Source organism: Lacihabitans lacunae, from assembly GCF_042649125.1.
Lineage (GTDB): Bacteria > Bacteroidota > Bacteroidia > Cytophagales > Spirosomataceae > Leadbetterella > Leadbetterella lacunae.
Genome location: NZ_JBHRYQ010000001.1, coordinates 3,377,893 through 3,393,300, shown reverse-complemented (window position 1 = coordinate 3,393,300; position 15,408 = coordinate 3,377,893). Strand labels below are relative to the sequence as shown.

Here is a 15,408-nt window from a genome sequence, read left to right as displayed (position 1 = left end):
GAGAATTTTGAATGTGTTCAAACAATGCTGGCTGAAATAATGTAAAATTCAATAATTACTGTTTTTCCTTAAATTAAAAATAACTTTAACTCTAAAACATAAAACCATTTTATCAGTTAAACAATCATGTTACATTATACCAAATACGAACATCCAATGTCGAGAGACTGGGTCACCTTCATTCATGGAGCGGGGGGGAGTAGTTCTATTTGGTTTAAACAGATCAAAGACTTCAAAAATGATTTTAATGTTTTGCTGATTGACCTCCGCGGCCATGGCAAATCAAAAGACCATAAATACGAAGTTTTAAAAAAATATAGCTTCGAAAGCATCGGAAACGAAGTGATTCAGGTTTTGGATCATCTACAGATAGCCAAAAGCCACTTCGTGGGTATTTCCTTAGGTACAATAATCATTAGAGAATTGAGCGAAAGGCATCCTGATCGACTGGCTTCTATGATATTAGCAGGGGCTGTAATGAAGCTAAATATTAAAGGTCAAATTCTTATGAAAATAGGCAATACCCTTAAGTCTCTCCTACCTTATATCCTGCTGTATCGTATTTTTGCTTTTGTTATTTTGCCCAAAAGCAAGCATAAAGCGTCTCGTATTTTATTTATAAATGAGGCCAAAAAGCTCTATCAAAAAGAGTTTGGTCGTTGGTTTTCTTTGGTGTCTGAGGTAAACCCACTCTTACGTTTTTTTCGCTTAAAAGAAACCCAAATTCCGACGCTATATGTGATGGGAGCCGAAGACCACATGTTTTTGCCTAGCATTAAAAAACTTGTCGAAAAACAAAAAACGGCTTTGCTTAAAATAGTAGAAAATAGCGGACATGTAGTCAATGTAGATCAACCGGCCTCATTTAATTCGATAAGTATATCCTTTCTGAAAAACGAAACTGCTTTTTTGGCATAAAACCCAATCTCATTTTTCTCAAAAAACAGAAAACACTACATTCTCAAACTCACTTTTCATAATAATTAGATATATTTAGTTTCCGTTTAAAAACCAAACTATAAACTAATTATGAAAACAAACCTACTGCTAGTCTTACTGTTACTGTCAAACCTCTGTTTCTCCCAATCCGAAATAGAAACTTACATCGATAAAAACGCAAAACACTACACAGATCTGTCAGACAAAGTCTGGACTTGGGCCGAACCGGGTTATTTAGAAAACAAAACAAGTGAGGCACTCATAAACGAGCTTAAAAATGCTGGATTTACAATAAAAATGGGAGTTGGCGAAATTCAAACGGCATTTGTGGCCACCTACGGTACAGGGTACCCATCCATCGGAATATTAGCCGAAATGGACGCACTACCTGGGCTATCACAAGAAGCGGTACCTTTTAGAAAACCAAAAGTAACAGGCGAATATGGGCATGCTTGTGGGCATAATTTGTTTGGTGTGGGATCAGTTGCTGCTGCAATAGCTACCAAAAATTGGATGGAGAAAAACAAAATCAAAGGTCAAATAAAACTCATAGGCACTCCTGCTGAAGAAGGTGCAGGCGGCGGTAAAACATATTTAGTAAAAGCAGGAGTATTTAATGAAATAGATGCAGTTTTACATTGGCACCCGGGCGACAATAATAATGCTAGTCCTAACTCTTCTTTGGCATATCGAGTAGCAAATTTTGAATTTAAAGGCGTGGCCGCACATGCATCTGCAAGTCCAGAAAAAGGACGCTCGGCTTTAGATGCAGTGGAAGCGATGGACTATATGGTGAACCTCATGCGTGAACATATTTCGCCCGAAACGAGAATTCATTATGTAATAAAAAATGGAGGCTTAACCTCCAATATCGTACCAGACTATGCCATGGTGGAATACACCGTAAGAAACCCTACAGCAAAGGGCCTAGAAGAAACTTGGCAGCGGATAATAAAAACGGCCGAGGCAGCCGCACTGGGTACGGAAACCAAAATGAACTACGAAATATTGGCCGGACTTTATAACTTATTGCCAAATGAAACCTTAGCCAAAGAAATGCAAAAGAGCTTAGAAAAAGTGGGTGGCCTTACATACACCGCCGAAGAAACTGCCTTTGCAAACGAAATAAGAAAAACTGTATTCTCAAATTCATTGGTAGCACTATCCACTGCTGGCGAAGTAAAGCCCTATGTTTCGGGATTATCTTTTCCTGCTTCTACTGACGTGGGCGACGTAAGTTGGGTAGTTCCTACTGCTGGCCTATCGACTGCTACTTGGGTGCCTGGCGTGCCCGCACATAGCTGGCAAGCAGTAGCCTGCAATGGAATGAGTATTGGCCACAAAGGAATGCTAAACGCGGCTAAAACCATCGCTTTAACGGCTGAGGACTTATTTAAAAACACTTCGAAAATTGAACTTGCTAAAAAAGAATTATACGAAAAAAGAGGAAGCGAGAAGTTTGAATACAAGTCATTGGCAGGAGACAGAAAACCGCCGCTTGACTACAGAAAGTGAATAGACATAGGCTTTTTAAACAAAAAATACCCTAAAAGAAGCTCTTAAATTGGGTTTCCAAACATGTTTTAATACATTTGGGGCTCATAACCATATCTTTATTTTCATGAAAAAACTTATAATAGCCACGTGTTTTTTATCCTATTCTATTGCCTCTTTTGGTCAAGATAGCAATATTTTGGCTAACACTTCAACCAATAGGGTTACCACTAAACAGCTACGACTTTTTGATGGCGATCAAGCCTATGTGCAAGAAAACTGGAATGTCGGAAAGGTGATTTACGGCAATGACACTTTTGATTATTTGCCGATTAACTATAACGGATATAACGAGCGATTGGAATGGAAAAAAGACGGACAGCCCATGACTTTTGATAAGCCTGTTAACTCATTTATTTTAGGAGATACTACAGTAGGTCGTGGATATTTATTTAAAAGCGGCTTTTATGCCATTGACAATCAAACAGAATATACATTTTACCAGGTGCTTTACATGAGTCCAAACTCGAAAGTGCTAAAATATGTACAATATAAAACGCTAGAAAAACGGAATTTTAATGAGGCAAACGTTAGTGTTAAGTTCGAGCCATATGAGTCTTTCTATTTTGCAAATGAAAACAATCAATTGACCAAAATCAAAACCAACAAAAAGTCAGTGTTAGCTCTTTTCCCTGACAAAGCTGATAAACTAGAAAAATACATAGACGAAGAAAGAGTTAAAATAAAAAACATGGAAGATGTCATCAACCTGATAGGTCATGCAGAAATGATGGAGTAAAAAAAGTCAAATAAGGGTAGTTTACTTGCTCCCTTATTTGGCCTTGTTTATTTTATTTTCAGACACCTAACTTTTTTAGAAATTTAAACACTTTAGCATCTCAGACTTGATAATCTCTATATCTGATTGAGTAGTTCGCCAGTTTACAAAAGACGCTCTTATTCCTTTTTTGCCATTATAGACAGTTGGCGTCATAAATACCTTTCCTGTTTGATTTAAGCGAAACAGGAAATCTGATACCTTGTTTTGGTTTTCATCACCTCGTAAAGTAAAGCATACATTATTAAGCCTAACAGGAGCCAATAACTCAAAACCCTTGCTTTCAGAAATAAACTCACCCAAACTTATTGCCATCTCAATTGAGTTTTCGACAATTTCTTGATACCCTTTTTTTCCGTATGCATTTAAAGTAAACCAAACGGGCAATGCCTTAAGACGTCTTGAGTTTTCTGGTAAAAAATTGAGATAACTTAAGTCTTCAAATGTATTGCCTAAATAAGGAGCATTCGAGTTTTGGAAAGTTTCTATTTGGCGTATTTTATGTTTTTCTTTAACCAAAAAAATGGCACTTTCGTAAGGAACATTAAGCCACTTATGGCAGTCGATTGTAATGCTATCGGCTAACTCCCAACCACTCATTAAATGCTTATATGTGGGCGAACACGAAGCAAATGCCCCAAAAGCAGAATCTATATGCCACCAAAAATTATACTTTTCTTTAAGCTTGGCGATAGCCATAAAATCGTCAAAATCTACTGTATTTACTGTACCTCCGCTCGAAATCAATATAAATGGCAGTCCATTTAAAGCTTTCGCTTGATTCTCTAAATCATCCAAATCTATACTTTCTCTATTTCCTTCTTGTAGTTTGATTTTTATAAAATTGTTACTCCCAATACCTAGCATTGACAGCGACTTAACAACAGAAGAATGTGGAGTAGCCGAAAAGATTTTAATTTCTCCCGAAACCCCATGTTTAGCGAAATCTTTCCCATTTTGATTGCCTATCCACTGTCTCGCCACGGCCAAGCACGTAAAATTAGACATGGTAGCACCCGTTACAAACCCGCCAATGAAGTTATCAGGAAGGTCAAATAAATCAAGAAGTAGCTTAATGGTTTCTATTTCAATAATAGCCGAAATATCCCCCTGACCTTTGGTCGATTGTGTGTTTTGATCATAAATTGTCGTCAGCCAATCTCCTAAAATAGCTGCAGGAGTGGCTCCACCTGTGACAAAACCCAGAAACCTTGGCCCTGCCGAACTGACCATTAGTATTTCAAATTTTTCGTTAAATAACTTTAAACTCGCTTCCGCCCCTATTCCAATCTCGTTTAGTTTAGAATTAAGTACTACAGTTTGGTTTACAGACGTTGGTCGCTCAGAAAGACTTTCAAGAAATGCTAGGCCTTGCAATTTTGCTTTTTTAAGCAAAGAATCTATGTTTTTTAAATCTTGTTCTAATTCTTGGTTCACTGTTATTTTTCAGTTTTATATATTTCAAAAATCTTTGAGTTTACCCCTTAGAGCTTTCTTTTCTCCATGTGTTTTTTTGGACTTTAACCGCTTCATTACACTTGCACCTGTGGGCTTAGATGGTTTTCTTTTTTTAGGTTTCCTTAATGCAGACTCTAATGCTTCCAAAAACTTTTTAAAAACTATGTCTTTGTTTTTTATTTGTGAGCGATTTTCTTGGGCGGTAAGCAGCAGCTCTCCTTCTTGATTTATCATGTTTTTAAGCTTTTGTGATATTAACAGTTTTTCCTCATCTGTTAATAACTCCGACTTCTCCACATTAAATCTAAGCAAAACTTTGGTTTCTACTTTATTCACATTTTGCCCTCCCGGTCCGCCACTACGTGCAGTAGAATACGTTATTTCGGGTTCAAAATCTAGGTTATTTATGTTTCTCATCTGTAAAAGTATCAACATTTAAGGTTAGAAGAATTACTTCTTCCAAAGAGTTTATAAAAGCTAACATGTTTCTGTTTTGAATAATTTCAACATGAAGAAACCTAATCGCTTAAAAACAATTACTTAACTTAAAAAACTTCGCTATTTAATTTTAGAAGACGCTTCTTCATCAACCCAAAGTAAGCCCTTGTTATGTAACTTCATAGCCGTAGCAGGAATATAGGGAGATATTTCTTCTTTTAATAGCTTATTTACAATGTTTGTTTTAGAGGCTCCACTTGCTATTACCATGGCGATTTTAGCTTCTAAAATATGCTTTATACCTATCGTAATGCCTTTCGAAAGAGCAGTTTCTCCTTCAAAATATTTTTGACCCACACTAATTGTTTCTTCTGCCAAAATACTCACGTGACTATATAAATCAAATGAACTACCAGGTTCATTTAGACCTAAATGCCCATTTTGACCTAAGCCTAATAGAATAAAATCCAAACCTCCGCGACCAATAATCAAATTGTCGATACGTTTACATTCGGACTGAAGGTCAGTGGTAAGTCCATCAAAAAAGGTATAGTTTTGATTAGAAATACCCACCGGTTTTAATAGGTTTTCTTCTACGATATACCTGCAACTCCCGGAGCTTGTAGGCGGAATCCCAACCCACTCGTCAAGGCCGATAATGAACACATTCTTAAACATGTCTGCAGTAGCTTTTTGTGCCAAAAGTGCATAGGCTTGTTTTGGAGTATCGCCAGAGGTTAGCACGATGGTGGCATTCGGTTTGGCTATAATCAATTCTAAAATATAATCACAGACCGCTTCTGACAAAGCATCCTTATTCTCAAAAATTCTAGTATCCATATTTGTATTTAAATACTAAAACTAATTGCTTTTTGTGGGAAAAAAAACAAAGGCCCCAATATGGCGGCTTTTAGGTTTAGAAATATGAATTTATAAATATCATTACAAATCGAGATAGACATTTTCTTTTTTCATATTCCATTACATCGGGAAAAACTTAGGATGTTCATGTATTACCCCGCTGGGGTATTTATTATTCTTAGCTTTTCATGTATAAACCCGATGGGGTAATTTCCTTTATTGTTTTATTTCGTTTTGCTATTAATATTATACCCCGATGTGGTATTTATTATTCTTTGCTATTCATGTATTACCCCGCTGCGGTAATTTCCTTTCTTTCTTTATTTCATTTGGCTATTAATATTATACCCCGATGGGGTATTTATTATTTTTTGCTATTCATGTATTACCCCGCTGGGGTAATTTTCTTTCTTGATTTATTTCGTTTTGCTATTAATATTATACCCCGATGGGGTATTTATTATTCTTGTTTTGAATTCAATCCTCTAAAAATGTCGCCCCGATGGGGCTTTTTGCTCTTCCATACCTGTTCCATTTTACCATAATGACGGCCCGATGGGCCTGAATATTAAATGAGGGAATTGCCAAAGGGAAGCTAATCAGTAATACCAAACAGTAAGTAAAACCATAAAAAAATTGCTCTAGAAAGGCTAAATTTTAAAAACGTACATCCTAGAAAACTTAAAACAGTTGCCTAGTGAGGCTACATGTTAGTAACAAACTGCCCACAAACCATAAAACAGTTGCCTCAGAGAGGCAATATATTAATAAAAAAACAAGCAAAAAACATGTAAATAATTGCCCCAGAGGGGCTAAATATTAATAACAAGGCTGATTGTTATTCTTAGCTAGAAAAGCCCCGGCGGGGCGGTATTATGGTAATAACAAACCCCACAAGATATTTTTTTAGCCCCATCGGGGCGACATTTTAGTTTGGAGATATATATTTGCGATTTTTTTTCAAATCGTGATAGACATTTTCTTTTTTTATCTTCCATTACATCGGGAAAACCTTAGTATGTTCATGTATTACCCCGCTGGGGTAATTTTCTTTCTTGATTTATTTCGTTTTGCTATTAATATTATACCCCGATGGGGTATTTATTATTCTTGTTTTAATTTAAATCCTTTAAAAATGTCGCCCCGATGGGGCTTTTTGCTCTTTCATACCTGTTCCATTTTACCAAAATAACGGCCCGATGGGCCTGAATATTTAATGAAAGAATTACCGAAGAGAAGCTAACTAGCAATACCAAACGGCCGGTAATACTATAAAACATTTGCCCCAGAAGGACTAAATATTAATAACAAGGCTGCTTGTTTTTCTTAACCACAAAAGCCCTAGTGGGGCAATATTTTGGTAAAAACAAACCCCACAAGATATTTTTTTAGCCCAGGCGGAGCGACATTTTAGTTTGGAGATATGCATTCGTGATTTTTTTTCAAATCGTGATAGACATTTATTTTTATCATCTTCCATTGCATCGAGAAAACCTTAGGATGATTATGTATTACCCCGCTGGGGTAATTTTCTTTCTTGATTTATTTCATTTTGCTATTAATATTATACCCCGATGGGGTATTTATTATTCTTTGCAATTCATGTATTACCCCGATGGGGTATTTAATATTCTTGTTATAATTTCTATCCTCTAAAAATGTCGCCCCGATGGGGCTTTTTGCTCTTCCATACCTGCTCCATTTTACCAAAATGACGGCCCGATGGGCCTGAATATTTAATAAAGAAATTGCCCCAGAGGGGCTAAATGTTAATAACAAGCCAGTTAGTTTTTCTTAATCACAAAAGCCCCAGCGGGGCGGTATTATGGTAATAACAAACCCTCCCTACGCACTTCGCTTCCTATAGTTTCTGATAGCTAAGAAGTTAAAACCAACTGCAAAGGCAATCATGGCATAAAACTCTGGAAGTAGGTCTGAGAAACTGCTTCCTTTGATATAAATGGCTCTTATGACCCGAATAAAATAAGCCGGTGGGTTAATTTTGGTAAGCCACTGTGCCCAATCTGGCATACTTTCTATCGGAGTATAAAGTCCCCCCAATAGAATGAAAATCATCATGAAGAAAAAGGCGAAAAGTGTGGCTTGCTGTTGCGTGTCAGATATGGTACTAACCAACAAACCGATACCCAAAACTCCCAAAAGATACACAGCAGAAAAAACGTATATCGTTATAAATGAGCCCACGGGCACAATTCCAAAAACTAAAAATGCCACTAAGATCCCAATTGTAATTGATATTAAACCTAAAACCCAAAATGGTATGAGCTTCCCGAGTATAAATTCGTGTTTTTTTAGTGGCGTTACATTTAGCTGTTCTATTGTTCCTATTTCTTTTTCGGCAACTATATTTAATGCTGCTAAAAAACTACCAACCATGGTAATAAGGATCGCCATGATGCCCGGCACCATGAACAGGTAATAGCTAAAATGTGGATTGTACCAGTTTGCCGAAGTTATTTCTATTTGTGGCAGGTCTACAAACCGGGGCATCTGAACTAACTCATCTCTGATTTCTTGGTTAAAGTTACCTATGATCTGGCCAGCATATGCGGTTCCTAACCCTGCTCGAATTCCATTTACTGCATCGGCAGCTAAGTGAATCTTATTCTTGTTTTCTTTAATAAGGTCTTTTTCAAAATTTTGGGGAATTGTAAGTATGATGTCTGTTTCTCCATTGCCGACTGTCTCATGCGATTTTTCATATGAAGAACCATACTCTTTAAGCTGAAAATATCCTGAAGCAGACAGTTTATTGATTAGCCGTTTAGAATACGTTGAATGGTCAAGGTCTACTACCGATATAGAAATATGCTTAATTTCGTAGTCAGCCGCTAGGGGAATCAAAATGAGCTGCACAACCGGCATGATAATTATCAGCCTTAATATGGTTGGGTTTCTGAATATTTGGAGAAACTCTTTTTGAAGTAAAAACAATAAATTATTCATATAATTTCTTTAAAACTAAGGGCAACTTGTAAACAAATTTACCCTAAACGAACATTGAATTTTTTTATAGACGCTCCTAAAAACACAACCGTCATCACCACCAAAATAAGCGTTTGTTTATACACATATTCAAACCTAAGACCTTTAACCATAATGGCACGCACTATGCTGTAATACCATTTGGTGGGCACAATATTGCTCATTACTTGCATAGGTTTGGGCATGTTTTCTATTGGAAACATAAAGCCACTGAAAATCAAAGCAGGCATTAAAAAACCTACCAATGAAATAAACATTGCCACTTGTTGCGAGTCCACAATAGTAGAAACCAATAAACCCAATGATAGCGTAGTGAGAATAAATAAAAGGCTCTCTGCCAATAATAAAACCAAACTTCCGGCTATGGGCATATCCAGCACAAAAACTGCCATAAGCAATATTAAAACTACATCTACAAAACACAACACCAAATAAGGTACAGCCTTGCTAAATATAACCATCAAGGGTTTCATGGGCGACACCAGGAGAATTTCCATGGTTCCCATCTCTTTTTCTTTTACGATAGATACGGAGGTCATCATGGCTCCTAGAAGCATCAAAATGAGCGTCATAACTCCCGGCACAAAATTATACGAGCTTTTGAGCTGTGGGTTATAAAGCATCCTGGTTTCTACCGAAATCTGATACGGCATTTTTTGTAACCCAAAAACCTCGTTCTGATAGTCGCGAATAATGGCCGAAGCGTAGTTAATTACAATGTTAGATGTATTTGGGTCAGATGCATCTCCTATCAGCCTTACCTGAGCCTTTTTATTATGCATTAACCCAGACTCAAAGTTTTGAGGGAAAATTACAGCCATTCTAACTTCTCCTTTCTTAAATGCCTGCTCTATTTGTTTTTCGTCGGTGAGTATATGTCTTACCGAGAAATACTGACTTTGATCAAGTCTGTCTATCAGTTTTTTTGTGGCGGCGTCTTTTGAAAAATCCAAAATGGCGATGTTGGAGTTTTTTACCTCTGATGACAGTGCAAAGCCAAAAAGCAGCATCATCATTACAGGTAACCCGAGCAATATAATTAGGCTTCTGGTATCACGTAATACGTGCCAAAACTCTTTTTTTACGAATGCGAAAAATATTTTCATGATTTATTCTCCCCTTTGGGCGTTTCGTGCTAATTGAAGAAAAACTCCGTTCATGTCTGCAACTCCAAACTGTTTTCTGAGAGCCTCAGGCGTGTCTAGAGCTGCTATGGCACCATCGACCATAATAGAAACTCGATCGCAGTATTCTGCCTCGTCCATATAGTGGGTAGTTACAAAAACCGTGATGCCTTTTGCGGCGGCTTCGTAGATTAAGTCCCAAAACTGCCTCCGGGTTATCGGGTCTACCCCGCCCGTGGGTTCATCTAAGAATACGATTTTGGGTTCGTGCAAAATGGCTACCGAAAACGAGATTTTTTGTTTCCAGCCGAGTGGCAATGAACCTACTAGCTTATTGGCTTCAGACTCAAGCCCTAGCCTTTCTATTAGTTCTGTTGTTTTTTGTTTTAAAATAGGCCTCGGTATACCATAAATACCGCCAAAGAAGTGGATGTTTTCTTTCACCGTTAGGTTTTCATACAAAGAAAACTTTTGACTCATATATCCAATGTGCTTTTTGATTTCTTCGTTCTGTTTATAAACGTCAAAACCCGCCACGGTGGCTTCGCCCCCACTTGGAGCCAAAAGCCCACACAGGATTCGCATGGCGGTAGTTTTTCCTGCACCATTTGCTCCTAGGAAACCAAATATTTCACCTTTTTTTACATCAAAACTAATGGCATCCACAGCAGTGAAGTCGCCGAAAGTTCGGGTGAGATTATGCGTATGTATTACTATTTCTGTTTTATTGCTCATTCTCTAACATGAGTTTAATAAACGTGTCTTCTATGTCGGGCCTTACTGAGCGTATGGCCAGCTCCTGGTGTCCTTTTTGTTTTAAAAATGCGAACAGGTCTTTTGAATGGTCTTGCCCTCCTAAAAATGCCACGTGGTTTTCTTCTCCAAAAGCGAAGCAAGAAGCCGTTTCTCCGAAAGATCGAATATCAGTAATTAGCTGGTGGCGGTTATCGCCTTTGATAGCAAAAAGCGATTGCTTGTGTTTCTCGATAATGTTTTCAAGGGTATCTATTTCAAGTATCTCTCCTTTTTGTATCAACGCTATTCTATCGCAGCGACTGGCCTCGTCCATATAAGGCGTAGATACCACTATGGTTATGCCTTTTTGTTTTAGCCTGTCTAACATATCCCAAAACTCCTTACGAGAAACAGGGTCAACGCCTGTGGTGGGTTCGTCGAGTAGTAAGATTTTGGGCTCATGAATGAGTGCACAGCAGAGTGCAAGTTTTTGTTTCATGCCACCCGAAAGTTTCCCTGCCAATCGTTTTTTGAAGGGCTCTATCTGCACATAAATGTCCTTAATGAGCTCGTAGTTTTCTTCTAAAGTAGTGTTAAAAACCGTTGCAAAGAAATTCAGGTTTTCTTCTATCGAAAGATCTTGATAGAGCGAAAACTTGCCGGGCATATACCCCACTATTTTACGAATGTTTTTGTAATCTTCTACTACATTAAATCCTGCTACGGTGGCTGTGCCTTCGTCGGGTAGCAGCAGGGTAGCCATAATCCTAAACAACGAGGTTTTGCCGGCACCGTCTGGACCGATAAGACCAAAAAGTTCACCTTCTTTAATCTCTAAGTTTATGTGCTTTAATGCCGAAACTGTACCTTTTTGGTAGGTTTTTGATATATTTTTGATACTTACCATGCTCAAAACTTGAGTTCACCGTACATTCCTAATTTTAAGAATCCGTCGTTTTTAGTACTTACTTTTATGGCATAAACCAGGTTGGCTCTTTCGTCTTTGGTTTGGATGGTTTTGGGCGTAAACTCCGCTTTGTCCGAAATCCAAGTTATAGTTCCAGGCAACTCTTTCGTACCGCCTTTGCCGTCTTCTACCAAAACCTTTACCGGCTGTTTGGTTTTAATGGCTGCCAGTTGGTCGCCAGTTACATAGGCACGTAGTACCATTTCGTTTAGGTTGGCTATTTTGTAAAGTGCCTTTCCTGGTGAAGCCATTTCGTTTGCTTCTGAGTATTTAGTCAATACTGTGCCCACTATTGGGTTTACTATACTGCACTTACTTTCTAAGTTTTGCATTTGAGCCAGTCGCTCGTTTAAGGGGCCCACTTCGCTCATAATGGCTCTGTTTCCTATCGCTACTTGTTCTTTTTGAGAAGAAATCTGCTGACGCGTGATATTCAGCTGGCTTTCAGTCACGTCTATTTGTTTTTTTAGCACATCCACTTGGCCGTTTACATCGTCTAGCTGTTTGGTAGGCACAGCCTCGGCTTTCACTAGATTTTCCACTCTATTTTTTTCTCTGATTAACAAGGTTAGCTGTTGTTTTTGGGTCAAAATCTGCTTCTGTTGTGACGCCAACTGCTCCGTTAATATTTGCACTTGAGGCGTAGCACTGTTTTGTTTAGCGGCCAAAGCCTTTATGCTTGCCTCCACTTGGGCTTTTTGGAGGTTGGTGTTTTCGCAGTCAATAGCACCCAACACTTGACCGGCCGTAAGCTCATCACCTTCGTTGAGGTTTAGGGTGATTATTTTTCCTGCTGCCTCGGCAGAAACTATCGTCTCTGTGGCTTCAAAAACTCCCGATGCGTCATATTCCGATTCGCCCGACTTGCATGCCAAAAGTGAACTTGCAAGCAGCATGCTCACCCATACGTTTTTCATATTCATATTCTTCATGATAATTATTGTCCTAAAATGAGTTTTAATGTTTGTTTTGCTTGAATCAATTGCACCTCGTGAAGAGCTAGTGCCTGCTTGGCGGTGTCTTCCTTGTTAAGTTCGGTGAGGTAATCAGATGCCGTAATGATGCCGTTCTCTAATTGTGCATCCGCCACTTTTCTGATTTGTTCTCTTATGCCGATTAGCTCTTTATCGCTTTCTATTTGAGCCTTTAGGCGGTCTATTTCGTTTACCTGATTTGACTTTCTGATGTCGCTTATCAGCAAGAAGTTCTCTTTTTGTTTGTCAATTTTTAATTGATTGATTTTTAGCTGCTGAATCTCTTGGCTGCTGCTGTTATTATACAACTGACTCAGCGGAATCTTTAGCTGTGCACCCCCAATAAAGTAGGGTTTAAAGTCACGGGCTAAAAAGTTTAAAGCCGGGCGACCGTACCCTGTGGTGGCAAACAGACCCAACTTGGGCATTGTTTTGGCTCTAATTACATCTTCGGATGCTTTGAGCGTGTTCGCTTGGGCATCTAAAAAATCAAGCTCCAGGCGTTTGTTTTCTTCTAAAGCCAAAGTCATGAGGCTCGGCTCTGCAAAATTTCCGGAAACATCGATTGGCTGACCCGTAAGTAGCGTTAGTGCCTGTACAGCAGAAAGTTTTCTGTTGGCTATATCTACTATTTGCTGTTCCAATTCCAGTTTTTTGGCTTGTAGGTTTAGCACATTGGCTCTTATGGCCACACCGTTAGCGAGACCCGCTTGGGCTTTTTCTATTTTGTCGTTTATTTCGCTAAGCATCAATTTTGCATTCGCTTTCTGTTTGATAGAAAGTAAAATTCCGAAATAGAGGTTGCTCACCTGCTCGTCTATCTGCTGTAAGTCAGTAAGTACTTTTTTCTCTTCGCTTAGCTGCTGAGCCTTAGTGAGTTCTTTTTGCTTGGCCACCATGCCGCCGTCGTACAGACTTTGGTTGAGGTCTAGCGTTATTTTGTATTGGTCTTTGGGCGGGGGCAATATAGACACACCCGGCAAACTAATGTTTATGCTCGTCACCTCTGACTGCCACGTAGCTTGGCCATTTATGCCTGCCTGTGGCAAATAGTTGCCATTGAGCATTTTTAGCTGAGCATCTGCCGCTTGCTGTATCAGAGGCAGCGTCTCAGACTGTGGACTGTGTGTTTTTGCCTTCTGCAGCAAGTCCTCAAGCGAAACCTCCTGAGCATACGCACCGCCAAAAGCCACGAGCAGCACGAGCGTCATCAAAAAACTGTTTTTCATCATCTATATCGCATTTTAATATTATTCCAAATTCTATTTAAAAGCATTTTCACGCCAAATTCCCAACCAGACCTTCCTTTGCAAAGCAAAACATTCAGCCAAGAGTAACACCGAATTCAGCATTCAGCATTCAACATCCACAATTCACCATTCACCATTCACCATTCACCATTAAATTCTAGACTCCCCTTCCACCAAAATAAACCTCAAATACCGCTTCAGTTCAGCTTTTCGCTCTTCCATGAGTTGATTAAATTCCGCTTTAGTCAGATTGCCCGCTTGCATGATGATGGGGCGAGCCACAAACGGAAACGCACACATAGAAAGTATAGAAATAACCAACTGGAAAGGATCCACTTTTCTGACTTCTCCTTTTTCTAAAGCGGCCATGTATTCTCCTGAAATTTTCTTGATTAAACTGATGGGCAACTTGGTGATAAAACTGGCTCCGTTGTCTTTGTTTACGGTATTGAGCACAAACAAAGGAATGTACGGAAACCTGATGATAAGCGAAATGTAGGCATCAATCATGAAGTCTACTTTACGGATAAAAGTCTGGTTTTTATCAAGTTCCTCACTTATTTCGGGGAAAAAATGCTTTACTTTTCCGTCAAATATCTTTTCAAAGAGTTTGTCTTTTGAGCGGAAATAATAGTGTAGCATGGCTTTGTTTATCTCGGCCTTGTTTGCAATCTCCTGCATGCGGGCACCGTCGTAGCCGGCCTTCATAAAGACCTCTTCGGCAGCTGCTAAAATTTTCTCTTCTGTGTTTTGAGTTTCCTCCATGTTTGTGTTATCCGAAAGGTTTAACCATTTGGTTAACTGTGATACAAATGTAGTTTTGATTTTGGGAAATCAAAATGTTTTTTCGTTTTTTTACTGAAAATGAGGGAATTGGGTGTTATTCAGCTTACATGAAATCTTTAAAAAGCAATTTTCCTTATTACCTATAGAATTGATAATCTTCACTTAGTCGGTAACTTTTTGTAGATACCTACCCCACTCAAAACACTTATTATTATTTGTGGTTCGGTTATTTCCAAGCCAATTCTGTAGGTTTCAACCCTTATCCTATCAGTAGTTTTCACTTGACTTTTGGCCCTCCATTAGTTTGATAATTACTGGATTGTCTTGAAGTTTTTCGGCTTTTTCTAGGTGATAAACCACGTCATTTATTGCCATTTAGGTTTTAATAGGCAATTTTATAACCTCTTTCAAAAATTACTATTTAAAGACTATTTCAATCCCTTTTCTTTTTCAGCGTCGGTTAAAGAAACATTCTCCTCGTTCTTAAGGTCTCTTATTCATTTTAGCATAAAAAACTCCTCCACGTCTTCTATACAAA

At 38.5% G+C, this 15,408-nt stretch carries 13 protein-coding genes; 3 read left to right on the top strand and 10 right to left on the bottom strand.

All coding sequences use genetic code 11. The features are described 5' to 3' along the window. Window positions 1–126: 126 nt before the first annotated feature. The 3 genes from ACFOOI_RS14685 to ACFOOI_RS14675 all read left to right on the top strand — a co-directional run bounded on the left by ACFOOI_RS14685 (window position 127) and on the right by ACFOOI_RS14675 (window position 3,232). Window positions 127–918: an alpha/beta fold hydrolase gene (locus ACFOOI_RS14685; RefSeq protein WP_379838759.1), complete on the top strand. Its 792-nt coding sequence runs from the start codon at window positions 127–129 to the stop codon at window positions 916–918. Between the two features lie 111 nt (window positions 919–1,029). After that, window positions 1,030–2,454 carry an amidohydrolase gene (locus tag ACFOOI_RS14680; RefSeq protein ID WP_379838758.1) on the top strand — a complete coding sequence of 475 codons (1,425 nt, stop codon included), beginning with the start codon at window positions 1,030–1,032 and terminating at the stop codon, window positions 2,452–2,454. Between the two features lie 106 nt (window positions 2,455–2,560). Further along, window positions 2,561–3,232, top strand: coding sequence for a hypothetical protein (locus tag ACFOOI_RS14675; RefSeq protein ID WP_379838757.1), 672 nt, complete (start codon window positions 2,561–2,563; stop codon window positions 3,230–3,232). Window positions 3,233–3,307: 75 nt separating this feature from the next. Here ACFOOI_RS14675 and ACFOOI_RS14670 read toward each other — a convergent pair whose 3' ends face one another. From ACFOOI_RS14670 to ACFOOI_RS14625, 10 genes are all read right to left on the bottom strand, one after another. Beyond that, window positions 3,308–4,708, bottom strand: a complete 1,401-nt coding sequence (locus ACFOOI_RS14670; RefSeq protein ID WP_379838756.1) for a pyridoxal phosphate-dependent decarboxylase family protein — start codon at window positions 4,706–4,708, stop codon at window positions 3,308–3,310. A gap of 24 nt (window positions 4,709–4,732) precedes the next feature. Further along, entirely contained in the window at window positions 4,733–5,146 is a 414-nt protein-coding gene (gene arfB / locus ACFOOI_RS14665) for an alternative ribosome rescue aminoacyl-tRNA hydrolase ArfB (protein WP_379838755.1), read from the bottom strand. A 141-nt stretch (window positions 5,147–5,287) separates the two neighbouring features. Next, window positions 5,288–6,007, bottom strand: a complete 720-nt coding sequence (locus ACFOOI_RS14660; protein ID WP_379838754.1) for a 6-phosphogluconolactonase — start codon at window positions 6,005–6,007, stop codon at window positions 5,288–5,290. 1,866 nt (window positions 6,008–7,873) lie between these two features. After that, the gene (locus ACFOOI_RS14655; protein ID WP_379838753.1) at window positions 7,874–8,995 is read right to left on the bottom strand and encodes an ABC transporter permease; all 1,122 of its coding nucleotides are present in this window, start codon (window positions 8,993–8,995) and stop codon (window positions 7,874–7,876) included. A gap of 38 nt (window positions 8,996–9,033) precedes the next feature. Next, window positions 9,034–10,140, bottom strand: coding sequence for an ABC transporter permease (locus tag ACFOOI_RS14650; RefSeq protein WP_379838752.1), 1,107 nt, complete (start codon window positions 10,138–10,140; stop codon window positions 9,034–9,036). 3 nt (window positions 10,141–10,143) lie between these two features. Further along, window positions 10,144–10,893, bottom strand: coding sequence for an ABC transporter ATP-binding protein (locus tag ACFOOI_RS14645; protein WP_379838751.1), 750 nt, complete (start codon window positions 10,891–10,893; stop codon window positions 10,144–10,146). Beyond that, complete coding sequence (locus ACFOOI_RS14640; protein ID WP_379838750.1) at window positions 10,883–11,800, bottom strand: ABC transporter ATP-binding protein; 918 nt, start codon at window positions 11,798–11,800, stop codon at window positions 10,883–10,885. Before ACFOOI_RS14640 ends, ACFOOI_RS14645 begins: the two co-directional genes overlap by 11 nt. Before the next feature lie 2 nt (window positions 11,801–11,802). Then, window positions 11,803–12,792 (bottom strand): HlyD family secretion protein, encoded by a 990-nt coding sequence (locus tag ACFOOI_RS14635; protein WP_379838749.1) that lies wholly within the window; start codon window positions 12,790–12,792, stop codon window positions 11,803–11,805. 5 nt (window positions 12,793–12,797) lie between these two features. Then, window positions 12,798–14,066 (bottom strand): TolC family protein, encoded by a 1,269-nt coding sequence (locus tag ACFOOI_RS14630; protein ID WP_379838748.1) that lies wholly within the window; start codon window positions 14,064–14,066, stop codon window positions 12,798–12,800. A 168-nt stretch (window positions 14,067–14,234) separates the two neighbouring features. Then, window positions 14,235–14,849 (bottom strand): TetR/AcrR family transcriptional regulator, encoded by a 615-nt coding sequence (locus tag ACFOOI_RS14625; protein ID WP_379838747.1) that lies wholly within the window; start codon window positions 14,847–14,849, stop codon window positions 14,235–14,237. Between the last annotated feature and the right edge of the window lie 559 nt (window positions 14,850–15,408).